The sequence below is a fragment of the Pseudomonas sp. SM4 genome (genome assembly GCF_051913165.1).
Taxonomy (GTDB): Bacteria; Pseudomonadota; Gammaproteobacteria; order Pseudomonadales; family Pseudomonadaceae; genus Aquipseudomonas.
This window is the reverse complement of the sequence record NZ_JBODOE010000014.1, coordinates 120,088-142,403: the sequence shown is the minus strand read 5'-3', so window position 1 is coordinate 142,403 and position 22,316 is coordinate 120,088. Positions and strand designations below refer to the sequence as shown.

23 protein-coding genes and 1 other RNA gene are annotated in these 22,316 nt (G+C 60.0%); 12 read left to right on the top strand and 12 right to left on the bottom strand.

What is annotated here, in order from left to right; all coding sequences use genetic code 11:
* Positions 1 to 16: 16 nt before the first annotated feature.
* Positions 17 to 577: a YecA/YgfB family protein gene (locus ACQ4MY_RS23985; protein ID WP_016985920.1), complete on the bottom strand. Its 561-nt coding sequence runs from the start codon at positions 575 to 577 to the stop codon at positions 17 to 19.
* Between the two features lie 130 nt (positions 578 to 707).
* Between ACQ4MY_RS23985 and ACQ4MY_RS23980 the strand changes: the two genes are divergently transcribed.
* From ACQ4MY_RS23980 to ACQ4MY_RS23965, 4 genes are all read left to right on the top strand, one after another.
* The gene (locus ACQ4MY_RS23980) at positions 708 to 917 is read left to right on the top strand and encodes a TIGR02449 family protein (RefSeq protein WP_007911197.1); all 210 of its coding nucleotides are present in this window, start codon (positions 708 to 710) and stop codon (positions 915 to 917) included.
* Positions 914 to 1,231: a cell division protein ZapA gene (locus ACQ4MY_RS23975; protein ID WP_008081434.1), complete on the top strand. Its 318-nt coding sequence runs from the start codon at positions 914 to 916 to the stop codon at positions 1,229 to 1,231. Before ACQ4MY_RS23980 ends, ACQ4MY_RS23975 begins: the two co-directional genes overlap by 4 nt.
* 30 nt (positions 1,232 to 1,261) lie before the next feature.
* Positions 1,262 to 1,440, top strand: a non-coding RNA gene (ssrS, locus tag ACQ4MY_RS23970) — 6S RNA.
* A gap of 79 nt (positions 1,441 to 1,519) precedes the next feature.
* A complete protein-coding gene (locus ACQ4MY_RS23965; protein ID WP_053124886.1) occupies positions 1,520 to 2,125 on the top strand; it encodes a 5-formyltetrahydrofolate cyclo-ligase in 606 nt (201 codons plus the stop codon).
* A gap of 36 nt (positions 2,126 to 2,161) precedes the next feature.
* On the opposite strand, the gene ACQ4MY_RS23960 is transcribed toward ACQ4MY_RS23965, so the two are convergent.
* Positions 2,162 to 2,317, bottom strand: coding sequence for a hypothetical protein (locus tag ACQ4MY_RS23960; RefSeq protein WP_008081430.1), 156 nt, complete (start codon positions 2,315 to 2,317; stop codon positions 2,162 to 2,164).
* A gap of 197 nt (positions 2,318 to 2,514) precedes the next feature.
* Here ACQ4MY_RS23960 and ACQ4MY_RS23955 point away from each other — a divergent pair, with 197 nt between their 5' ends.
* Positions 2,515 to 2,967 (top strand): EVE domain-containing protein, encoded by a 453-nt coding sequence (locus ACQ4MY_RS23955; protein ID WP_440096682.1) that lies wholly within the window; start codon positions 2,515 to 2,517, stop codon positions 2,965 to 2,967.
* A 141-nt stretch (positions 2,968 to 3,108) separates the two neighbouring features.
* On the opposite strand, the gene ACQ4MY_RS23950 is transcribed toward ACQ4MY_RS23955, so the two are convergent.
* Positions 3,109 to 3,516, bottom strand: coding sequence for a flagellar basal body-associated protein FliL (locus ACQ4MY_RS23950; RefSeq protein ID WP_045123128.1), 408 nt, complete (start codon positions 3,514 to 3,516; stop codon positions 3,109 to 3,111).
* Between the two features lie 150 nt (positions 3,517 to 3,666).
* Between ACQ4MY_RS23950 and ACQ4MY_RS23945 the strand changes: the two genes are divergently transcribed.
* Positions 3,667 to 4,644 carry an NADPH:quinone oxidoreductase family protein gene (locus tag ACQ4MY_RS23945; protein ID WP_008081424.1) on the top strand — a complete coding sequence of 326 codons (978 nt, stop codon included), beginning with the start codon at positions 3,667 to 3,669 and terminating at the stop codon, positions 4,642 to 4,644.
* 19 nt (positions 4,645 to 4,663) lie between these two features.
* Here the strand turns inward: ACQ4MY_RS23945 and ACQ4MY_RS23940 are convergent, their stop codons facing one another.
* The gene (locus ACQ4MY_RS23940; protein ID WP_440096680.1) at positions 4,664 to 5,293 is read right to left on the bottom strand and encodes a flagellar basal body-associated protein FliL; all 630 of its coding nucleotides are present in this window, start codon (positions 5,291 to 5,293) and stop codon (positions 4,664 to 4,666) included.
* A gap of 222 nt (positions 5,294 to 5,515) precedes the next feature.
* Here ACQ4MY_RS23940 and glpT point away from each other — a divergent pair, with 222 nt between their 5' ends.
* Positions 5,516 to 6,865, top strand: a complete 1,350-nt coding sequence (gene glpT, locus ACQ4MY_RS23935) for a glycerol-3-phosphate transporter (protein ID WP_007911178.1) — start codon at positions 5,516 to 5,518, stop codon at positions 6,863 to 6,865.
* Here the strand turns inward: glpT and ACQ4MY_RS23930 are convergent.
* The 7 genes from ACQ4MY_RS23930 to ACQ4MY_RS23900 all read right to left on the bottom strand — a co-directional run bounded on the left by ACQ4MY_RS23930 (position 6,841) and on the right by ACQ4MY_RS23900 (position 15,099).
* Positions 6,841 to 7,509, bottom strand: a complete 669-nt coding sequence (locus ACQ4MY_RS23930; protein ID WP_038359047.1) for a gamma-glutamylcyclotransferase — start codon at positions 7,507 to 7,509, stop codon at positions 6,841 to 6,843. The two genes, glpT and ACQ4MY_RS23930, sit on opposite strands and share 25 nt — an antisense overlap.
* A gap of 222 nt (positions 7,510 to 7,731) precedes the next feature.
* Positions 7,732 to 8,700 (bottom strand): CDP-6-deoxy-delta-3,4-glucoseen reductase, encoded by a 969-nt coding sequence (locus ACQ4MY_RS23925; protein ID WP_158832141.1) that lies wholly within the window; start codon positions 8,698 to 8,700, stop codon positions 7,732 to 7,734.
* On the bottom strand, positions 8,700 to 10,166 hold the full coding sequence (ubiD, locus tag ACQ4MY_RS23920) for a 4-hydroxy-3-polyprenylbenzoate decarboxylase (RefSeq protein WP_008081413.1): 1,467 nt from the start codon (positions 10,164 to 10,166) through the stop codon (positions 8,700 to 8,702). The genes ACQ4MY_RS23925 and ubiD overlap by 1 nt, the downstream gene beginning before the upstream one ends.
* 69 nt (positions 10,167 to 10,235) lie before the next feature.
* Positions 10,236 to 12,233, bottom strand: a complete 1,998-nt coding sequence (locus tag ACQ4MY_RS23915) for an acyltransferase family protein (RefSeq protein WP_440096679.1) — start codon at positions 12,231 to 12,233, stop codon at positions 10,236 to 10,238.
* A gap of 198 nt (positions 12,234 to 12,431) precedes the next feature.
* Positions 12,432 to 13,691: a transcription termination factor Rho gene (rho, locus tag ACQ4MY_RS23910; protein WP_003229334.1), complete on the bottom strand. Its 1,260-nt coding sequence runs from the start codon at positions 13,689 to 13,691 to the stop codon at positions 12,432 to 12,434.
* A gap of 250 nt (positions 13,692 to 13,941) precedes the next feature.
* The gene (trxA, locus tag ACQ4MY_RS23905; RefSeq protein ID WP_003206727.1) at positions 13,942 to 14,271 is read right to left on the bottom strand and encodes a thioredoxin TrxA; all 330 of its coding nucleotides are present in this window, start codon (positions 14,269 to 14,271) and stop codon (positions 13,942 to 13,944) included.
* 120 nt (positions 14,272 to 14,391) lie between these two features.
* Positions 14,392 to 15,099, bottom strand: a complete 708-nt coding sequence (locus tag ACQ4MY_RS23900; protein WP_440096678.1) for a FadR/GntR family transcriptional regulator — start codon at positions 15,097 to 15,099, stop codon at positions 14,392 to 14,394.
* Positions 15,100 to 15,355: 256 nt separating this feature from the next.
* On the opposite strand from ACQ4MY_RS23900, the gene ACQ4MY_RS23895 reads away from it, so the two are divergent.
* The 5 genes from ACQ4MY_RS23895 (at position 15,356) to ppx (ending at position 19,912) form a co-directional block, all read left to right on the top strand.
* On the top strand, positions 15,356 to 16,141 hold the full coding sequence (locus ACQ4MY_RS23895; protein ID WP_158832135.1) for a transporter substrate-binding domain-containing protein: 786 nt from the start codon (positions 15,356 to 15,358) through the stop codon (positions 16,139 to 16,141).
* A gap of 21 nt (positions 16,142 to 16,162) precedes the next feature.
* Positions 16,163 to 16,831 carry an amino acid ABC transporter permease gene (locus ACQ4MY_RS23890; RefSeq protein ID WP_440096677.1) on the top strand — a complete coding sequence of 223 codons (669 nt, stop codon included), beginning with the start codon at positions 16,163 to 16,165 and terminating at the stop codon, positions 16,829 to 16,831.
* A complete protein-coding gene (locus tag ACQ4MY_RS23885) occupies positions 16,828 to 17,478 on the top strand; it encodes an amino acid ABC transporter permease (RefSeq protein ID WP_158954951.1) in 651 nt (216 codons plus the stop codon). The genes ACQ4MY_RS23890 and ACQ4MY_RS23885 overlap by 4 nt, the downstream gene beginning before the upstream one ends.
* Positions 17,465 to 18,202 (top strand): amino acid ABC transporter ATP-binding protein, encoded by a 738-nt coding sequence (locus ACQ4MY_RS23880; RefSeq protein WP_440096676.1) that lies wholly within the window; start codon positions 17,465 to 17,467, stop codon positions 18,200 to 18,202. Before ACQ4MY_RS23885 ends, ACQ4MY_RS23880 begins: the two co-directional genes overlap by 14 nt.
* A gap of 207 nt (positions 18,203 to 18,409) precedes the next feature.
* The gene (gene ppx / locus ACQ4MY_RS23875; protein ID WP_440096675.1) at positions 18,410 to 19,912 is read left to right on the top strand and encodes an exopolyphosphatase; all 1,503 of its coding nucleotides are present in this window, start codon (positions 18,410 to 18,412) and stop codon (positions 19,910 to 19,912) included.
* 162 nt (positions 19,913 to 20,074) lie between these two features.
* Here the strand turns inward: ppx and ppk1 are convergent, their stop codons facing one another.
* Positions 20,075 to 22,300 (bottom strand): polyphosphate kinase 1, encoded by a 2,226-nt coding sequence (ppk1, locus tag ACQ4MY_RS23870; protein WP_159814363.1) that lies wholly within the window; start codon positions 22,298 to 22,300, stop codon positions 20,075 to 20,077.
* Between the last annotated feature and the right edge of the window lie 16 nt (positions 22,301 to 22,316).

Here is a 22,316-nt window from a genome sequence, read left to right as displayed (position 1 = left end):
TTTCCCTGGCACGCGATTAATGCAGCGACGGTTTGGCGGCTGGCGGCACGTCGGTTTTCTTGGTTTCCGAGAACAGCAGCAGCGGCGCGACGCGCAGGTACTCCATGACTTCCATGTAATCGGTTTCGCCGTCTTCGGATTCTTCCAGGGCGTCTTGCACCTGGGAAATGGCGGCCAGATCCTGCAACACTTCGGTGGCTTCAGTGCTGAGCATGCTGCTGTCGCGGCAGTTCAGGCCGAAACCGCTGAGGAAGCCCTGGCACCACTCGCCCAGTGCAGCGGCGCGGTCAGCCAGCGGTGCGTCATCGGTGGGCAGCAGCAGGACAACGGTGACGTCGTCGCCGGTCAGCTCGCCTTTGACCATCTCTTGCAGGCCGATCAGGGCGTTGCGGACGTTGTCCTGGATGTCGCCTTCGAGCAGTTCGGCGGCGTCGATCAACCAGCCTTCGTTATCGAAGCCGGCACCGGCGCAGCTGCGTCCGAGCAGCACGCCATGCAGTTCGGCAGGCGAGACGTTGTGGCCGCTGGAGGTCAGCAGGGTGGCAAAGGCTTGGTACGGGGAATTCGCAATGGTCATGGGCAGCTAGGCGCCAGACGGCGCTATGTCTAGAATGAAGGCCTTGTATCCTACATCGACAGACTCGCCAAGACTATTAAAGGCTGTCCGCCAGCTATCCCATCAGACAGACTCCGACCCAGTGGACACAATGGAAGACACCGACCTGCAAGCGCTGATGGCCAGACTCGAACTGTTGATTGGTCGAGTCGAGCAACTAAAGAGTCAAAACGCACTCTTACTAGCTCAGGAAAAGACCTGGCGCGAGGAACGCGCTCACCTCATTGAAAAAAACGAAATCGCCCGGCGTAAGGTCGAATCGATGATTTCGCGCCTCAAGGCCCTGGAGCAAGACTCATGAGTTCAAGCAATAGCGTCACCGTGCAGATCCTCGATAAAGAATATTCGATCATCTGCCCGCAGGAAGAACGCAGCAATCTGGTCAGCGCCGCGCGCTACCTCGATGGCAAGATGCGCGAGATCCGCAGCAGCGGCAAAGTCATCGGCGCCGACCGCATTGCCGTGATGGCCGCGCTGAACATCACCCACGACCTCTTGCACAAAGAAGAGCGCCCGGACATCCAGGCCAGCGGTTCGACCCGTGAACAGGTGCGCGACTTGCTCGATCGTGTCGATCTGGTACTCGCCGACGATCAGACCAACACCAAGGGCTGATTCGACTGGCCGCTTGCGGTATACTCGCGGCACTCCCTGGGGTGCTTGCCAGTTGACGATGTCCCTGAGCCGATTCGCACTACCCTGGAAGTTGCACGTTGGGCTGGTGTGCATGTCCGCTAGACGGAAAGCCTTAAAGTCTACTGCATCTTCCACCTTGAACTTTCGGGTTCAAGGGCTAAGTTGACAGCGGTTCATCCGGGGAGCCTGATTCGAATCCGATGTCGGTGAAAACCGCCATCGGATTTTTTATGCGTACGTTTTCGTCCAACCTGCCGAAGCCGAACCATGACCGAACCCGCGCTGCTGCCCCGCCCGCAACTCCGCCGCCTGCTGCGCAAGGCGCGCCGCTCGCTGAGCAAAAGCGAGCAACGCCAGGCCGCCAAAGGCCTCTATCGGCAACTGGCGCAAGACCCGCACTTTCGCCGGGCCAAACATATCTCTCTGTACCTGCCCACCGACGGTGAAATCGACCCGCGTCTGTTGCTGCGTGAAGCACAGCGTCGGGGCAAGTCGACTTATCTGCCGGTGCTGAGTGCCTGGCCGCGAACCAAGATGGTCTTCCAGCGGATTCGTCCCGGCGAGAAACTCAAACCCAATCGCTTCCGCATTCTCGAACCGCGGGCCAATCTGGCCCGGCAACGCAAAGTCTGGGCGCTGGATCTGGTGTTGTTGCCGTTGGTGGGGTTTGACGATGTCGGCGGGCGACTGGGCATGGGCGGCGGTTTTTACGATCGCAGCCTGGCGTATCTGGCGCGCCGTAAAAGCTGGCGCAAGCCGACGCTGCTGGGGCTGGCCCATGAGTGTCAGAAGGTCGAACGCTTGGCGCAAGCGAGTTGGGATGTGCCGTTACAAGGCACGGTCAGCGACAAGGCGTGGTATTTCGCGGGATAGGACGCCGCGCAGATCAGCGGCGTCGAAAGATCAGTTTCAGCGCTTGAAGGCTGTCGACTGTTGAACCTGTTGCGCAACTTCGATCGGTGCGTCGGCCTTGGTCGTCCACAGGCTCTGCGCGTAACCGGTGGTCACAACGCCCAAGCCAAACAAAATTACCAAAGTCCATAGTAAATCCGGTTTGCGTTTCATCGATTGCCCCCCTCAAGGCACATCATCACGATGACAGCAGCGGTTTCCGTTTGTAGGCCGTGCAGCAGCGTCAAGCTTTAAAGGCCGGCATTTTGCGGCAACGTGAACCGCTGCGCAAACGCTGACGTCAACCGACCGTCGGTTTGTCATAAAATTGCCCGACAACCTGCCCAATGACCGTTTCAGGAGCACACGACATGGCCTATTGGCTGATGAAATCCGAACCCGACGAACTCTCGATCAAAGGTCTGGAGAAGCTCGGCAAAGCGCGCTGGGACGGGGTTCGTAACTATCAGGCACGCAACTTTCTGCGGGCGATGGCGGTGGGGGATGAGTTCTTTTTCTACCATTCCAGCTGCCCGGAGCCGGGAATTGCCGGGATTGGCAAAATAATCGAAGCGGCGTACCCGGATCCCACCGCACTGGAGCCGGAAAGTCATTACTTCGATCCGAAGGCTACGCCGGAGAAGAATGCGTGGAGTGCGATTGACGTTGAGCACGTCGAGACGTTTGCGCGGGTGTTGAAGCTGGACTATCTGAAGCAGCAGACGGCGCTGGCCGAGATGCCGCTGGTGCAGAAGGGCTCGCGGTTGTCAGTGATGCCGGTCACACCCGAGCAGTGGGCGGCGGTGCTTGCGCTTAAACCCTGATTCATTTGGCGCCTGCCAAAATGCAATCGCTGGCAAGCCAGCTCCCACAGGGATTTTCAGTGAACACATAATTTGTGACCACCCGAAAAACCTGTGGGAGCTGGCTTGCCAGCGATGGGGCCCGCCCGGACAACGGATGGCTTATTGAATGATCAGGTTGTTGAACAACAGGTCTTCAACCACCGGCTTGCCGGTTTCGTCATTCATCACTTGCTGCGTCTGCTTCAACGCTTCCTGACGCAGTTTTTCTTTGCCCTCGATGCTGCTCATCGCCTCGGTCGACTGCTGGGTAAACAACGCCACCAGTTGATTACGGATCAGCGGCTCGTTGGCCTTGACCAGTTTGGTCGCTTCCTCGCCCGTCACGCGCAATGCCACGTCAGCCTTGTAGACCTTGAGCTTCGGCGTGCCGTCCAGCCCGTAGTTGCCCACAAACGGCGGGCTCAGGGTGATGTAGTTGACCTTCGGCGCTTCGCCTTCTTTGGCCTCTTCGGCCAGCGCTGCCACAGGCAGAGACAGGGCCAGCAACAACATGATCCACGCTTTCACAATTCGCTCCTTATCCGGTTTGCGGCCTAGCATAACGACCCGCCGCGCAAGCACAAGCTTATGGCTGACTATCAGGGTCGGGCATGCTCGTTGACCCGTTGACTGACACACCTACACTTATCGGCCATCACTCCCAAAGGAATAGCCCTGATGAAAGCCGTGCTGTGCAAAGCCTTCGGCCCTGCCGAATCGCTGGTGCTGGAAGAGGTCGCCAGCCCCGCCCCGAAGAAGAACGAAATCCTGCTGGACGTGCACGCCGCCGGGGTCAACTTCCCGGACACGCTGATCATCGAGGGCAAATACCAATTCAAGCCGCCCTTCCCGTTTTCGCCGGGTGGCGAAGCGGCAGGCGTGGTTCGCGAAGTAGGCGAAAAGGTCAGCCACCTCAAGGTCGGCGACCGCGTCATGGCTCTGACCGGCTGGGGCAGTTTCGCTGAACAGGTCGCGGTGCCGGGCTATAACGTCCTGCCGATTCCGCCGTCGATGGACTTCAACATTGCCGCCGCATTCAGCATGACCTACGGCACTTCGATGCACGCGCTCAAGCAACGCGCCAACCTGCAACCGGGCGAAACCCTGCTGGTGCTCGGTGCATCCGGCGGTGTCGGCCTGGCTGCCGTGGAAATCGGCAAAGCCATGGGCGCCCGCGTCATCGCCGCCGCCAGCAGCGCCGAGAAACTCGCGGTGGCCAAGGCTGCCGGCGCTGATGAACTGATCAACTACAGCGAAGCCAGCCTCAAGGATGAAATCAAGCGCCTGACCGATGGCCAGGGCGCCGACGTGATTTACGATCCAGTCGGCGGCGATCTGTTCGATCAAGCCATCCGCGCCATCGCCTGGAACGGCCGCCTGCTGGTGGTCGGCTTCGCCAGCGGGCGCATCCCCGAGCTGCCGGTCAACCTCGCGTTGCTGAAGGGCGCGGCGGTGCTTGGCGTGTTCTGGGGTTCCTTCGCCCAACGCCAGCCGCAGGACAACGCGGCGAACTTTCAACAATTGTTCGGCTGGTTCGCCGAGGGCAAGTTGAAACCGCTGGTGTCGCAGGTGTATCCGCTGAGCAATGCGGCGCAGGCGATCAATGACCTTGGGCAGCGCAAGGCTGTGGGCAAGGTTGTGGTGCAGGTGCGCTAACTAAAGAAACGGCCCCCCTTCAACTGCCGGGCGACGCCGCAACGTCGCCCGGCATCAGATGCTCCTGAACCTTCTCGCTTCGCGATTCAACCAACTGCCCCTTGTCATCGAAGCGCAAAACAATCAGCCAGTCATAAACATCCACCGGCCATTTCGGCTGGCCGATCAGTGCCGGGCCATTGCCGCCGAATGCGGCGATAAGTTTGTTGATGTGGCCGTGGTGCCAGGCGATCAGCACGGTTTTCGCCTGATTGCTGTCGCGTAACTGACTGACCAGTTTGTCGACGTCGTTGTTGGCGAAGGGCTGCTCGATCGGCAGTTGCAGGCGTTGGGATAGCGGGATCAGCGTTTGCCGCGGGCGGATGCTTTGCTGGCTGTCGGCGGTGGCGATCAGGCGTTGCGGGGTGAGTGTTCCGTCGTCCAGTTTCAGCGAGGCGAAATAGTCGGCGTAGGCGGCGGCGCGTTGTTGGCCTTGGGCGTTGAGCTCTCGGCCCACGTCCGGTTTTTCCGCATGGCGGACGATCAGTACGGTGGTGTTGCGCAGCCCCGATGCGCCAGCTCCGTGGGCGAAACTCAGCACCAGCACCGAAACGGTGACGACGGCCACCATCAGCAACCTCGGCAATAACCTGCGCACATTCGGAGCCATGGTTCATCTCTGCAATCAGTCATTCACTGAGCGCGAGTCTATGACACAACCCCCTGACGGCGACAAAAACGCCCCGTTCTTACAGCTGAGCGACAGGTTCGTAAAAGAACACGCGACTTCCAACATTTTCCGCTATTTGGTCGATGCGAACCGGTGCTATTTTCGGTAACGAAACTGTAACATTCGCATCCGCAGTCAAAACAAGAAATCTGGAGCTCTTGAATGTTTGCTTTCTTTCGACCTGCCGCACATCAGGCTCCATTGCCTGAAGAAAAAATAGACAGCACGTACCGACGCCTGCGCTGGCAGATCTTCGCCGGTATCTTCTTTGGTTACGCGGGTTACTACCTGCTGCGCAAAAACTTCTCCCTGGCCATGCCGTATCTGATCGACGAAGGCTACAGCCGTGGCGATCTGGGTCTGGCGATGTCGGCGATTGCCATCGCGTATGGTTTGTCGAAGTTCCTCATGGGTCTGGTGTCCGACCGCTCCAACCCGCGTTACTTCCTGCCATTCGGCCTGCTGGTGTCGGCCGGGGTGATGTTCATTTTCGGTTTCGCACCTTGGGCAACGTCCAGCGTGACCATGATGTTCATCCTGCTGTTCATCAACGGCTGGGCTCAGGGCATGGGCTGGCCGCCAAGTGGCCGGACCATGGTGCACTGGTGGTCGCAGAAGGAACGCGGCGGCGTGGTTTCCGTATGGAACGTGGCGCATAACGTCGGCGGCGGCCTGATCGGCCCGCTATTCCTGCTCGGCATGGGCCTGTTCAACGACTGGCACGCGGCGTTCTACGTACCGGCAGCGGTAGCGCTGGGCGTGGCGGTGTTCGCCTTCATCACCATGCGCGACACCCCGCAATCGGTTGGCCTGCCGCCGATCGAGAAGTACAAGAACGATTACCCGGAAGGCTACGATGCCAGCCACGAAGATGAATTCAGCGCGAAAGAGATCTTCGTCAAATACGTGCTGCGCAACAAAATGCTTTGGTACATCGCCATGGCCAACGTCTTCGTCTACCTGCTGCGCTACGGCGTGCTGGACTGGGCGCCGACGTACCTGAAGGAAGCCAAAGGCTTCACCGTCGATAAAACCTCGTGGGCGTACTTCTTCTACGAGTGGGCGGGTATTCCGGGCACGCTGCTGTGCGGCTGGATGTCGGACAAAATCTTCCGGGGCAACCGTGGCCTGACCGGCATGGTGTTCATGGCATTGGTGACTGTGGCGACGCTGGTTTATTGGCTGAACCCGGCCGGCAACCCGACCGTCGACATGATCGCGCTGTTCTCGATCGGCTTCCTGATCTACGGCCCGGTGATGCTGATCGGTCTGCAGGCGCTGGAGCTGGCACCGAAGAAAGCCGCTGGCACCGCTGCGGGCTTCACCGGTCTGTTCGGTTATCTGGGTGGTTCAGTCGCGGCGAGTGCAGCGATGGGCTACACCGTTGACCATTTCGGCTGGGACGGTGGTTTTGTCCTGCTGGTAGGCGCTTGCCTGCTGTCGATGGCCTTCCTGGCCCCGACGCTGTGGCACAAGCAAGTCGCCAGTCAGAGTCGTGAAGCGGTCGCTTGATCGCACTGTGACTGACAGCGCTTGAGCCGCGCCTCCAGATTGCGGTCTGGCATGGCGTGGCTGCGCAGGGCGTGTGCGGTCTGCTCGACATAATCGCGAGTGGTACCGTAACGCCCGCTGGCGCTTTCGAACACCTGGCTCAGCACGTGATCCGGCAAGTTGCCGGCATAGCTGGGCAGGTGTCGCTCCAATACAAATCCCAAGGCCTGCACCTGGCTACCGTCGGCAAGACGGCAGTTGAGCCAGTGTGGCCGATAGGATGGCACCGGCATCTCGCGTTTCCATAGCGCATACAGCGCCGCATCGAGATTGTCTTCCGGCAAGCGATAGGCGAAGCCGCTGCACGAACCGCCACGATCCAGACCAAACACCAGACCGGGCATTTCCGGCGTACCGCGGTGCTCGTGCGACCACAGGTACAAGCCGCGATGGTAGCCATGCACGCGTCCGCGCACCCTTTCCACCGCCGAACATTCCGGCCGCCAGATCAGCGAACCGTAGGCGAACAGCCACACCGGCCCGCCCTTGTGGCGCGCCATGGTCGATTGCATGGAAGCGAGAAGTTGTTCGTGCGTCAGCTGCGGCCCAAGATCGAGCCGCGGAGGGTAATTCAGATTCAGAAAAGCGTTTTCAATGGCGCTCATGGCGAATAGCGTTCAGCTCCCCGCGGGTAAAGAATTACTTAATAGAACGCACCGCTGTAACAATAAGGCACATATGTTTTAAGGCGATTTAAGTGCCATGGCACAGTTCTTAATTGATTGCCTGATTGATATATAACCTAGCGGTATTTATGCAATTACATAAATACCGATCGGCTATATAGAGAGTTATAACGGCTCAGGAACGTGGCTCAAGAGCGCGGCTCAAGAGCGCGGCGCGTAGGCAAACACGTCGGCACGCATTTGATGGGCGTCCATCCCGGCTTCGACCAAGGCGTCGAGGGTGCCGTAGACCATGGCCGGTGAGCCGCTGGCGTAGACGTGCAGCGGTTTCAGATCGGGAAAGTCTTCGCAGACTGCTTCGTGCAGCATGCCGCAGCGACCTTCCCAACCGCATTGATCGCTGACGACTTTGTGCAGGAACAGGTTGGGTAACTTCAGCCATTCGTCCCAATGTTCGATTTCATAGAAATCTTCTGGACGACGCACGCCCCAGTACAGATGCACCGGGTGTTTGAAGCCGTTGGCGCGGCAGTGCTCGATCAGCGCGTGAATCTGGCCCATGCCGGTACCGGCAGCGACCAGCACCAGCGGCCCGTCGGGCAGTTCCGCCAGATGTGTGTCGCCGAACGGCAACTGGACGCGCACCATCGGGTTGCGTTGCAGCTGTTCGATCAGACTCAGTGCACTGGCTTCGCGCGCCAGTACATGGATTTCCAGATCACGCCCGCCATGCGGTGCCGAGGCCATGGAGAACGCCGATTTCTCGCCGTTCTCGCGCTCGATCATCAGGTACTGCCCGGCGTGATAACGCGGCGGTTTGCCTGCCGGCGCACGCAGACGCACGCGCCAGGTGTCGCCGCCCACGTCCCGGCATTCGATGACCTGACACGACAGGCTGCGCACCGGCAGTTCTCCCAAAGCAAGCACGCCATCCCACAGCAAAATACAGTCTTCCAGCGGCTCGGCTATGCAAGTGTAGAACTCGCCATGATCGTGCACCTTGCCATCCTGCGCGACGCGCCCTTCCACCAGCAGCGCCGCACACACGTGACAATTGCCGTTGCGGCAGCTTTGCGGGCATTCGTAGCCCAGGCGCCGCGCACCATCGAGAATTCGCTCACCGGGCCGTATCTCAAGCACCGCTCCGGAGGGCTGCAGGGTTACACGCATCAATCTATTCCTAATTGATTCCAGATGGCATCGATCCGTTGGGTAACGGCGTCGTCCTTGACAATCACACGGCCCCACTCGCGAGTGGTTTCGCCCGGCCACTTATGAGTGGCATCGAGGCCCATCTTCGAACCCAGGCCAGAGATCGGCGAGGCGAAATCGAGATAGTCGATCGGCGTGTTATCGATCATCACCGTGTCGCGCTTGGGGTCCATGCGCGTGGTGATCGCCCAGATCACATCATTCCAGTCCCGGGCGTTGATATCGTCGTCAGTGACGATAACGAATTTGGTGTACATGAACTGTCGCAAAAACGACCAGACACCGAGCATCACACGCTTGGCGTGCCCCGGGTACGACTTCTTCATCGTCACGATGGCCATGCGATACGAGCAGCCTTCCGGCGGCAGGTAGAAGTCGGTGATCTCCGGAAACTGCTTCTGCAGAATCGGCACGAACACCTCGTTCAGCGCCACACCGAGGATCGCCGGTTCATCTGGCGGACGGCCGGTGTAGGTGCTGTGGTAGATCGGTTTGATCCGGTGGGTGATGCGCTCGACGGTGAACACCGGGAAGCTGTCGACTTCGTTGTAGTAACCGGTGTGGTCGCCGTACGGGCCTTCGTCGGCCATTTCGCCCGGATGGATCACGCCTTCGAGGATGATCTCGGCGGTGGCCGGCACTTGCAGGTCGTTGCCACGGCACTTGACCAGTTCGGTGCGGTTACCGCGCAGCAGACCGGCGAAAGCGTATTCGGAGAGGCTGTCCGGCACTGGTGTCACGGCGCCGAGGATAGTTGCCGGATCGGCGCCGAGGGCCACGGACACCGGGAACGGCTGGCCCGGATGCTTCTCGCACCACTCGCGGAAGTCGAGCGCACCGCCACGGTGGCTGAGCCAGCGCATGATCACCTTGTTGCGGCCGATCACTTGCTGACGATAGATACCGAGGTTCTGGCGTTCCTTGTTCGGGCCTTTGGTGACGGTCAGGCCCCAGGTGATCAGCGGGCCGACGTCGCCGGGCCAGCAGGTCTGCACCGGCAGCATCGCCAGGTCGACGTCATCGCCTTCGATGACCACTTCCTGGCACACCGCGTCTTTGACGACTTTTGGCGCCATCGAGATGATCTTGCGGAAGATCGGCAGCTTCGACCACGCGTCTTTCAAGCCCTTCGGCGGCTCCGGCTCCTTGAGGAAGGCCAGCAACTTGCCGATTTCACGCAGCTCGCTGACCGACTCGGCGCCCATGCCCATGGCCACCCGCTCGGGCGTGCCGAACAGGTTGCCGAGCACCGGAATGTCGTAGCCTGTGGGCTTTTCGAACAGCAGCGCCGGGCCCTTGGCCCGCAGCGTGCGGTCACACACCTCAGTCATCTCCAGCACCGGCGAGACGGGAATCTGGATGCGTTTCAACTCTCCGCGCTGCTCAAGCTGCTGCACGAAATCCCGAAGATCCTTGAATTTCATTGACGATGGCACCCTCAAAATAGGCGTACATCCTACCTGCTATGCAGCCCTGTGGCAGCCTGTCGCTGCTTACTTGGCTGCATTCGTCTGGGCTTTGCCAAGGTTTTCCCGGCGCTGCAGGTTAATGAACAACGGTTCCATGATCGGTGCCACCAGACGCGCGCCGACTTCCGAAAGGTGATTGTCATCGGTGTACAGCGAGTAGCCGTCGAGTTCGGCGTGACACAAACCGCGCTCATCGCACAACCGTGGTGCCGGATCGACCACACGCACTGCCGGGTCTTTGGCCAGCTCGGCGAACAACTGGCTGATAAACACCTGACGCTCATGATGTACGGCAACTTGCTGACCAACGCCCTCGACCGAACGATCGAGCATCGCCAGTCGCGTCAGGCGATACGGTGGGCTAAAGGCCTGCAACGGCGCCTCCTTGACCAGCCAGACCCGATGGCCACTGGCACGCAGTTGCGCAACGCGCGTGCGCAGGCCAGCGGCCAGACGTTGCTCGGCAGCGGCGCGATCGTAACGACCGTCAGGGGTTCTGAGTACGTGGCCCAAGTCGCCATTGGCATCGCCGTAGAGATACAGGCTCCAGCGCGCGACCAGCACCACATCGCTGACGGTTTTCTCTTTCAGGGCCTGCTCGATCCGGCGGTTGAAATGCGCACACACCGGGCCATGTTCCAGACCCTCCACCGGAATGCAGCCAGGGGAACTGGCCAGAATCACGCTGACGTCATGGGCTTTCGCGCCGTCATCGAACACCGGAATCAGCGCCGTGGCATGACTGTCGCCCCAGACCATCGCTTGCGCCGGCACGTCGGCCACGCCGTAATGACAGAACAGTTTGTCATCAGGCGTCTTGTCGTCCGCCAGGCACGCCATCAGCTCCGGCCGCCAGTCGTGACCCTTGGCGTATTGCAGCGCTTGATCGGACAAACGCCACGGCAAGCCATCGGTCCAGCGCAATGTTTGCCCGGCCAGCGCCAGCACCAGCCCACCCAGAGCGCCAGCGATCAGAATCGGCCGACGACCGGCGAGCAGACGGCGCTCGCGGAACGGTGTCTCTATGAATTTCCACGACAGATAACCCAGCACCAGCGTCAGCAGAATTAATCCGGCGTTATCTAGCGCGCTGATTTCCTCGACGCTGGCATAGCTGGAAAACACGAACACCGGCCAATGCCACAGGTACCAGGAATAAGAGATCAGGCCGAAACCGACCATCACCTTACTGCTCAACAATTGACCAACAACAGTCTCGCGATGACCGTTGGCGAAAATCAGCAGCACCACACCGAGCACAGGCAGCAGCGCCGCCGCACCGGGGAATGGTGTGGCTTTGCTGTAGCCGAACACCGCCAGCAGGATCAGGCCCATGCCGAGCAGGCTCAACAGTTGCGCCGCCATCGGCTTCAAGCGCCAGGCATGCTTCGGCGCGACCGCCAGCATCGCCCCGGCGAGCAGTTCCCAGGCGCGCATTGGCAGCAGAAAGAAGGCTTTTTCCGGGTGGTGACTGACCGCCCACACGCTCAGACCGAAGGACACCAGCAAAATCGTGAACAGCGCCAGTCGCCAGTGTTTGAGGCGACTCGACATGACGGCCAGCAGCAGCGGGAAGAGGATGTAGAACTGCTCTTCAACCGCCAGCGACCAGGTGTGCAACATCGGTTTGAGGTCAGAGGCGACGTCGAAATAGCCGTCCTGACGCATGAACAGAATGTTCGAGACGAACAGCACCTGATAACGCACCGAGCGCCCCAGCTCTTCGTAATCCTTGGGCGCCAGCAGGAACCAGCCCACCGCCAGCACCGCAATGATCATCGCGAACAGCGCCGGCAGAATCCGCCGCGCACGGCGCGCCCAGAATTCGACGAAGCTGAAACGCCCGGCTTGCCGCTGGTTCCAGATGATCGAAGTGATCAGGTAGCCGGAGATGACGAAGAACACGTCGACCCCGACAAATCCGCCGGTAAACCCCGGGACGCCAAAATGGAACAGCACCACGGCGATGACCGCGACTGCCCGCAAGCCGTCGATATCCCTTCGATAAGCGAGTGTGCTCATAAAATCTTTAATGCCAATCAGTTGGTTATTATTTGTACAGCCTGATTCTCTTGTGCGGAAACGGTCACGTACGTTGCGGCTCATTCTTGCAAGGGACAGACCTTAGCAGATCACCAACGTCCCATCGTTCGGGCAAAAAACAGGCAAAAAAATGGCGCCCCGCGAGGGACGCCATTTTTGCCGGTTCACACCGCGATGTTACTTGCGCTTCATCGACAGGAAGAACTCGTCGTTGGTCTTGGTCGTTTTCAGCTTGTCGACCAGGAACTCGATCGCGGCGACTTCGTCCATCGGGTGCAGCAGCTTGCGCAGAATCCACATGCGCTGCAGTTCGTCGTCGGCGGTCAGCAACTCTTCGCGGCGGGTGCCGGAGCGGTTGATGTTGATCGCAGGGAACACGCGCTTCTCGGCGATCTTGCGATCCAGAGGCAGTTCCATGTTGCCGGTACCCTTGAACTCTTCGTAGATCACTTCGTCCATTTTCGAGCCGGTTTCAACCAGCGCGGTGGCGATAATGGTCAGCGAGCCGCCTTCTTCGATGTTACGCGCAGCACCGAAGAAACGCTTTGGCTTCTCCAGGGCGTGGGCATCGACACCACCGGTCAATACCTTGCCGGAGCTCGGGATCACGGTGTTGTAGGCACGGGCCAGACGGGTGATGGAGTCGAGCAGGATCACCACGTCTTTTTTGTGTTCGACCAGGCGCTTGGCCTTTTCGATCACCATTTCGGCAACCTGTACGTGACGGGTCGGCGGCTCGTCGAAGGTCGAGGCAACCACTTCGCCGCGCACGGTGCGCTGCATTTCGGTTACTTCTTCCGGACGCTCGTCGATCAGCAGCACGATCAGGTGAACTTCAGGGTTGTTACGGGCGATGTTCGCTGCGATGTTTTGCAGCATGATCGTTTTACCGGCTTTCGGCGGTGCAACGATCAGACCACGCTGGCCTTTGCCGATCGGGGCGCACAGGTCGATCACACGACCGGTCAAGTCTTCGGTGGAACCGTTGCCGGCTTCCATCTTCATGCGCACGGTCGGGAACAGCGGGGTCAGGTTCTCGAAGAGAATCTTGTTTTTCGCGTTCTCGGGACGATCGAAGTTGATCGTGTCGACCTTGAGCAGTGCGAAATACCGCTCGCCTTCCTTCGGAGGGCGGATCTTGCCAACGATGGTGTCACCGGTGCGCAAGTTGAAGCGGCGGATCTGGCTTGGCGAGACGTAGATATCGTCCGGGCCGGCCAGGTAGGAAGCGTCAGCGGAGCGCAGGAAGCCGAAGCCGTCCTGGAGAATCTCCAGCACGCCATCACCGGAGATTTCCTCGCCGCTTTTCGCGTGCTTTTTCAGCAGGGAGAAAATCACGTCCTGCTTGCGCGAACGGGCCATATTTTCTATGCCCATCTGTTCGGCCAATTCGAGCAGTTCGGTAATCGGCTTTTGCTTGAGTTCAGTCAGATTCATATAGGAATGACGTAATCATTTATGGAGGGGGGGAAATTAAGCTTTTGGCTTAATGAGGCCGCGCCGCGGAGAAGGCGACAGGATCGCGAACTAATTCGAAAAGGAGTGCGTCGGCGACGGCTAGCAGGGGGCAATGGAGAAACCAGTGCGGGGCCGAATGTACCACCTGAGTTTCGGAGCGTCTAGCCCTGAATACGCAAAAAGCCCCGCTATTTTGCGGGGCTTTTTTTCAGGCACTTTGCAGCGACGCTTAGATGTTGGCGTCGAGGAAAGCCGCCAGTTGCGACTTCGACAGGGCGCCGACTTTGGTCGCTTCAACGTTGCCGTTCTTGAACAGCATCAGCGTCGGGATACCACGCACGCCATGCTTGGCCGGGGTTTCCTGGTTTTCGTCGATGTTCAGTTTGGCAACGGTCAGTTTGCCTTTGTAAGTCTCGGCAATCTCGTCCAGAACCGGAGCGATCATTTTGCAAGGACCGCACCATTCAGCCCAGTAATCGACCAGGACAGCGCCTTCGGCCTTGAGTACGTCGGCTTCGAAGCTAGCGTCGCTAACGTGTTTGATAAGATCGCTGCTCATGGAATTCTCCAGGTTGTAAGCAAAAAAACGTGGCCCATCATAGCCGCCCTTCCCCTGTTCAGGAAGCCGCAGATGATTGAGTCTTGCTATGGTGCCCCATGAGTTTGGGTATAGCTCAAGTCAAGCGGTAGCGGGGGCGATGAAGGAAATTCCAGTACGCAGGGCCGCGTTGCGCACATGCTCCTGCATGGCTTTTTGCGCAGCAGCAGAGGCCCGGCGAGCGAGGGCGCGGAGGATCTTACGATGTTCCTGCCAGGTTTCCATGGCGCGTTCGGCACGGATGAACGGTAACTTCTGGCTCTCAAGAAACATCTCGGCGCTGGCGGTGAGGATGTTCAGCATCGCCTGATTGCCGCTGGCCAGGAGGATGCGCCGGTGGAATTCGAAGTCGAGTTTCGCCGCTGCTTCAAAGTCACCGGCCTTCAATTGCTCGCGCATGGCCGCGACATTGTCTTCCAGCGCATCCAGATCAAACGTGCTCAACGTCACTGCGGCCAACCCGGCGGCAAAACCTTCCAGTGCATAGCGCAGTTGAAAGATATCCAGCGGCGATGCCTGCGCGGCGAATGACCAGCCCGGCGCGGTATCGCCACGCGACAACTCCACCGGCGCCTGCACGAACACGCCTTTGCCCGGCTGAATGCTGACCACGCCCAACGCGCTCAGCGACGACAACGCCTCGCGCAGCGACGCCCGACTCACGCCCAGCTGCAACGCCAGATCCCGTTGCGACGGCAAGGCATCGCCGGCGCCGAAACCCTGTTCGGTGATCAGTTTGCGGATCGCTTGCAGCGCCACTTCGGGTACCGCACGGGAAATCGAATTCATGGTTTTTCAGACGCGTCAGGCCAATGTGCGGCTAGTTGTAAAGCTATTCGCCGAGTCCGGCAAGTCGTGCCCCAGCGGGGTTCGGTGATCGAGCCTGATGCGCTATCGCAGTGCGAAAAACAACCTGACTGTTCAGACCAGTAAGACCGAACAAAGCCGCTGAAACCGCGGTCTGCCGAGACGAAACCCATGTATTGGCACGGCGCATGCTCTGTCCGAAGGCAGAAATCACTTCTCGCCGATTCGGAGATTGTCCATGACCAAGCGTTACAGCGCCCTCCTCGCCGCTCTGTTTTCCAGCCTGCTGCTCAGCCAGGTACCCGCTCACGCCGACGGCCTCGACGACGTGGTCAAACGCGGCACGCTGAAAGTCGCCGTACCGCAGGACTTCCCGCCGTTCGGCTCGGTCGGCCCGGACATGAAACCTCGCGGCCTGGACATCGACACAGCGAAACTGCTGGCCGATCAGCTCAAGGTCAAACTCGAACTGACTCCGGTCAACAGCACCAACCGCATCCCGTTCCTGACCACCGGCAAGGTCGACCTAGTGATTTCCAGCCTCGGCAAAAACCCCGAGCGCGAGAAAGTCATCGACTTCTCCCGCGCCTACGCACCCTTCTACCTCGCCGTGTTCGGCCCGCCAGATGCTGCCATCGCCAGCCTTGACGACCTCAAAGGCAAAACCATCAGCGTCACCCGTGGCGCCATCGAAGACATCGAGCTGACCAAGGTCGCCCCTGAAGGCGTGACCATCAAACGCTTCGAAGACAACAACTCGACCATTGCCGCCTACCTCGCCGGGCAAGTCGACCTGATCGCCAGCGGCAACGTGGTCATGGTCGCGATCAGCGAGAAGAACCCGAAACGCGTGCCGGCGCTGAAAGTGAAGCTCAAGGATTCGCCGGTCTACGTTGGCGTGAACAAGAACGAAGCGGCGCTGCTGGCCAAGGTCAACGACATCCTGACCACCGCCAAAGCTGACGGCGCCCTGGAAAAGAACTCGCAGACCTGGCTGAAAGAGCCGCTGCCGGCCGATCTCTGATCGACTGCGCGGGAGACCTTCATGGCTTATCAGTTCGATTTCATGCCGGTGGTGCAAAACACCGACCTGTTGCTGCGCGGCGCGCTGTTCACCCTTGAGCTGACGGCCATCGGCGCGTTGCTCGGGGTCGGCGTCGGGATTGTCGGGGCGCTGGTGCGGGCGTGGAACATTCGCCCGTTCTCGGCAATTTTCGGCGTCTACGTCGAGTTGATCCGCAACACGCCGTTTCTGGTGCAGTTGTTCTTTATCTTCTTCGGGCTGCCGTCGCTGGGCGTGCAGATTTCCGAGTGGCAGGCAGCGGTGTTGGCGATGGTGATCAACCTCGGCGCGTATTCCACGGAAATCATCCGCGCGGGCATTCAGGCGATTCCGCGCGGGCAGCTGGAGGCCGCAGCGGCGCTGGCGATGACGCGTTTCGAAGCGTTCCGCCATGTGGTGCTGTTGCCAGCGCTGGGCAAGGTCTGGCCGGCGCTGAGCAGCCAGATCATCATTGTCATGCTCGGCTCGGCGGTGTGTTCGCAGATCGCCACCGAAGAGCTGAGCTTCGCCGCCAACTTCATTCAGTCGCGCAACTTCCGCGCTTTTGAAACCTACGCGCTGACCACGCTGATCTACCTGTGCATGGCGCTGCTGATTCGCCAGTTACTGAACTGGATCGGTCGCCGCTACATAAGCAGGAGCCACGCATGAGCGATTTCACCTTCTGGGACATCCTGCGCAACCTGCTCATCGGCCTGCAATGGACGCTGGCGTTGTCGCTGGTGGCGTTTATCGGTGGCGGGATCGTCGGGCTGCTGATCCTGATCATGCGCATTTCGAAAAACCCTGTGTCGAGCAGCATCGCCCGCACCTGGATCGAGTTGTTCCAAGGCACGCCACTGTTGATGCAGCTGTTTCTGGTGTTCTTCGGCGTGGCGCTGGCCGGGATTGAAATCTCGCCGTGGATGGCCGCAGCGATTGCCCTGACCTTGTTCACCAGCGCTTATCTGGCGGAGATCTGGCGCGGCTGCGTCGAGTCTATTTCCAACGGCCAGTGGGAAGCCTCGGCGAGTTTGGCGCTCAATCCTCTGGAGCAATTGCGCTACGTGATCCTGCCGCAAGCGCTGCGCATTGCCGTGGCGCCGACCGTGGGTTTCTCGGTGCAAGTGGTCAAAGGCACCGCCGTGACCTCGATCATCGGCTTCACCGAGCTGACCAAAACCGGCGGCATGCTCGCCAACGCCACGTTTGAACCGTTCATGGTCTACGGCCTCGTCGCCCTCGGCTATTTCCTGCTCTGCTACCCCTTGTCCCTCAGTGCGCGCTACCTGGAAAGGAGACTGCATGCCTCTGCTTAGAATTTCCGCCCTGCATAAATACTACGGCGATCACCACGTGCTCAAAGGCATCGACCTCAGCGTCGAGGAAGGCCAGGTGGTGGCGATCATCGGCCGCAGCGGCTCGGGCAAATCCACCCTGTTGCGCACGCTCAATGGTCTGGAATCGATCAACGATGGCGTGATCGAAGTCGATGGCGAATACCTCGATGCTGCGCGCGCTGATTTGCGCAGCTTGCGGCAGAAGGTCGGCATGGTCTTTCAGCAATTCAACCTGTTCCCGCACCTGACCGTCGGTGAAAACGTGATGCTCGCGCCGCAAGTGGTGCAGAAAGTGCCGAAAGCCAAGGCGGCGGAACTGGCGCGCGAGATGCTTGAGCGGGTTGGCCTTGGGGAAAAGTTCGATGCCTTCCCGGATCGGTTGTCCGGTGGTCAGCAGCAGCGCGTGGCGATTGCCCGGGCGTTGGCGATGTCGCCGAAGGTTTTGCTCTGCGACGAGATCACCTCGGCGCTTGACCCGGAACTGGTCAACGAAGTGCTCAGCGTCGTGCGGCAGTTGGCCAAGGAAGGCATGACGCTGATCATGGTCACCCATGAAATGCGTTTTGCCCGCGAGGTCGGCGACAAACTGGTGTTCATGCACCACGGCAAGGTGCATGAGGTGGGCGATCCGAAGGTGCTGTTTGCCAATCCGCAGACGGCGGAGCTGGCGAACTTTATTGGCACCGTCGAAGCGACAGGCTGAGAGAAATACAGGGGCTTCCACGCCCTCATCGCGAGCAGGCTCACTCCTACATGGGAATGCGCTCACCTGTAGGAGTGAGCCTGCTCGCGATTGACCGCGCAGCGGTCACCTTCTTTATGCGCTGAATCAAGGGTTTGAACCGTGCGCGTTGGCGCCAGCGTTTGATCGTGGCACGATGTCGAGGTTATCGACCGAGACCCCCTGACCATGCCGCAATCCCAAGCCAAGAATCTGTCCCTGATCGCCGCAATCGACCTGGGCTCCAACAGCTTTCACATGGTCGTGGCCAAGGCCCAGAACGGCGAAATCCGCATTCTCGAGCGGCTCGGCGAGAAGGTTCAACTGGCGGCCGGCATCGACGATGAGCGCAAGCTCAACGAAGAATCGATGCAGCGCGGCCTCGATTGCCTCAAGCGCTTTGCCCAACTGATCAACGGTATGCCGCTGGGCGCCGTGCGCATCGTCGGCACCAACGCCCTGCGTGAAGCGCGCAACCGCCTCGAATTCATTCACCGCGCCGAAGAAATCCTCGGCCATCCGGTGGAAGTCATCTCCGGCCGTGAAGAGGCGCGCCTGATCTACCTGGGCGTGTCGCACACCCTCGCCGACACCCCGGGCAAACGCCTGGTCGCCGACATCGGCGGCGGCAGTACCGAATTCATCATCGGCCAGCGCTTCGAGCCGCTGCTACGCGAAAGCCTGCAAATGGGCTGCGTCAGCTTCACCCAGCGCTACTTCAAGGACGGCAAGATCACTCCGGCCCGCTACGCCCAGGCGTACACGGCGGCGCGGCTGGAGATCATGAGCATCGAACACGCCCTGCACCGCCTGACCTGGGATGAAGCCATCGGCTCCTCGGGCACCATCCGCGCCATCGGCCTTGCGCTGAAGGCCGGCGGCCATGGCACCGGCGAAGTGAACGCCGAAGGTTTGGCCTGGCTCAAGCGTCGCCTGTTCAAGCTCGGCGACGTCGACAAGATCGATTTTGAAGGCATCAAGCCTGATCGCCGGACCATTTTCCCGGCGGGTCTGGCGATTCTCGAAGCGATTTTCGATGCCCTCGAACTGCAACGCATGGATCACTGCGACGGCGCACTGCGTGAAGGTGTGCTCTATGACCTGCTCGGCCGCCATCATCACGAAGACGTGCGCGAGCGCACCCTGACCTCGCTGATGGAGCGCTATCACGTCGATCTGGAACAGGCCGCGCGAGTTGAACGCAAAGCCTTGCACGCGTTCGATCAGGTCGCGGTGGACTGGGAACTGGACGACGGCATCTGGCGCGAACTCCTTGGCTGGGCGGCGAAAGTGCACGAAGTCGGCCTCGATATCGCTCACTATCACTACCACAAACACGGCGCTTATTTGATCGAGCACTCTGACCTCGCCGGCTTTTCCCGCGAAGACCAGCAGATGCTCGCCCTATTGGTGCGCGGCCATCGCCGCAATATTCCCAAGGACAAGTTCGCCGACTTCGGCGACGACGGCGACAAGCTGATCCGCCTGTGCGTGCTGCTGCGCTTTGCGATCCTGTTCCACCATATTCGTGGTACCCAGACCATGCCGCAGGTGGTATTGCACGCCAAGGGCAACACCCTGGATGTGGAATTCCCGGAGAACTGGCTGGACGAGAATCAGCTGACTCAGGCGGATTTCGGCATCGAAGCCGATTGGCTGACGCGGGTGGGCATCGTCCTCACCGTCCACTGACACACCGCAAATCCCCCCTGTAGGAGCTGCCGCAGGCTGCGATCTTTTGATCTGTTTTTAAGATCAAAAGATCGCAGCCTCGTTTCACTCGACAGCTCCTACAGGGATTTTGGGTACAAAAAAGGCGATCCCAAGGGATCGCCTTTTTTATTCGCCTGAAAGTCAGCTGCTCACCGGCAAGATCGGGCTGCCCAGTCGTTCCAGCAACGTTGCCTGCGCGCTGCGCGGGTTCTGGTTGCCGGTCGGCGTGTTGCGGATGTAACGGCCATCCGACTGCAAGCTCCAGCTGTGAGTGTTGTCGGTCAGGTACAGCTCCAGCTCTTTTTTCACTCGGGTCAGCAGCTTCTTGCCTTCGACCGGGAAGCAAGTCTCGACGCGTTTGTCGAGGTTGCGCTCCATCCAGTCGGCGCTGGAGAGGAACATCTGTTCGTCGCCGCCATTGAGGAAGTAGAACACTCGGGTGTGCTCGAGGAAGCGGCCGATGATCGAGCGTACATGGATGTTGTGCGAAACCCCGGCAATCCCTGGACGCAGGCAGCACATGCCGCGCACCACCAGATCGATGCGCACGCCGGACTGGCTGGCCTTGTACAGCGCGCGGATGATCTTCGGATCGGTCAGCGAGTTGAACTTGGCGATGATGTGCGCCGGTTTGCCTTCGACGGCGAACTGGGTCTCGCGGGCAATCATGTCGAGCATGCCCTTCTTCAGGGTGAACGGCGCATGCAGCAGCTTCTTCATGCGCAGGGTTTTACCCATGCCGATCAACTGGCTGAACAGTTTGCCAACGTCTTCGCATAAGGCATCGTCGGAAGTCAGCAAGCTGTAGTCGGTGTACAGCTTGGCGTTGCCGGCGTGGTAGTTGCCGGTGCCGAGGTGCGCGTAACGCACAATTTCGCCGGCCTCACGACGCAGGATCAGCATCATCTTGGCGTGGGTCTTGAAACCGACCACGCCGTAGATCACCACCGCACCGGCCGCTTGCAGACGGCTGGCCAGTTGCAGGTTGGATTCTTCGTCGAAGCGCGCCCGCAGCTCGATGACCGCCGTGACTTCCTTGCCGTTACGCGCGGCATCGACCAGCGCATCGACGATCTCGGAGTTGGCGCCGGAGCGGTACAACGTCTGCCGTACAGCAAGAACGTGCGGATCTTTCGCGGCCTGGCGCAGCAGGTCGACCACCGGGGTGAACGACTCGAACGGGTGCAGCAAGAGGATGTCCTGCTTGCTGACCACGCTGAAAATGTTTTCGCTGTTCTGCAGCAGTTTCGGGATCTGCGGGGTGAACGGCGTGTATTGCAACTCCGGATGACTGTCCAGACCGGTGATGCTGAACAACCGCGTCAGGTTGACCGGGCCGTTGACCTGATACAGCTCGCTCTCGCTCAGGTTGAACTGCTTGAGCAGGTAGTCCGAGAGATGTTTCGGGCAGGTGTCAGCGACTTCCAGACGCACCGCATCACCGTAACGACGCGAGAACAACTCGCCACGCAGGGCGCGGGCCAGGTCTTCTACATCTTCGGAGTCGAGCGCCAGGTCGGCGTTTCGGGTCAGACGGAACTGGTAGCAACCCTTCACCTTCATGCCCTGGAACAGGTCATCGGCGTGGGCGTGGATCATCGACGACAGGAACACATAGTTGTCGCCCGGGCCACCGACTTCTTCCGGCACCTTGATGATCCGGGGCAGCAAGCGCGGTGCCGGGATGATCGCCAGACCGGAGTCGCGACCAAAGGCGTCGATGCCTTCCAGCTCGACGATGAAGTTGAGGCTCTTGTTCACCAGCAACGGGAACGGGTGCGTCGGGTCGAGGCCGATCGGGGTGATGATCGGCGCAATCTCGTCGCGGAAGTAGCGGCGCACCCAGGTCTTGAGCTTGACCGTCCAGTTGCGGCGACGGATGAAGCGCACCTGATGCTTTTCCAGCTCCGGCAACAGGATGTCGTTGAGGATCGCGTACTGACGATCAACATGGCCGTGCACCAGCTCGCTGATCCGCGCCAGTGCTTGATGCGGTTGCAGACCGTCGGCACCGGCCTGTTCACGGGCGAAGGTGATTTGCTTCTTCAGGCCGGCGACGCGGATTTCAAAGAATTCATCGAGGTTGCTGGAGAAGATCAGCAGGAACTTCAAACGTTCCAGCAACGGATAGGACTCGTCCAGCGCCTGTTCCAGCACGCGGATGTTGAACTGCAATTGCGAGAGCTCGCGGTGGATGTACAGGCTGCTGTCATCCAGACCGGGAATGGCGATCGCCGGCACCGCCACAGCGGTTTCGGCCACCGGCGCGGGTGGCGCTGGCTCCAGTTCCGGCGGGGTCTCGGTGATCTGCTCCACCACCGGCTGAGCTTCTTTTACTGCAACTTCAGTGAGTCCTTCGGTATTCATTGAATGTTCCTGGGAG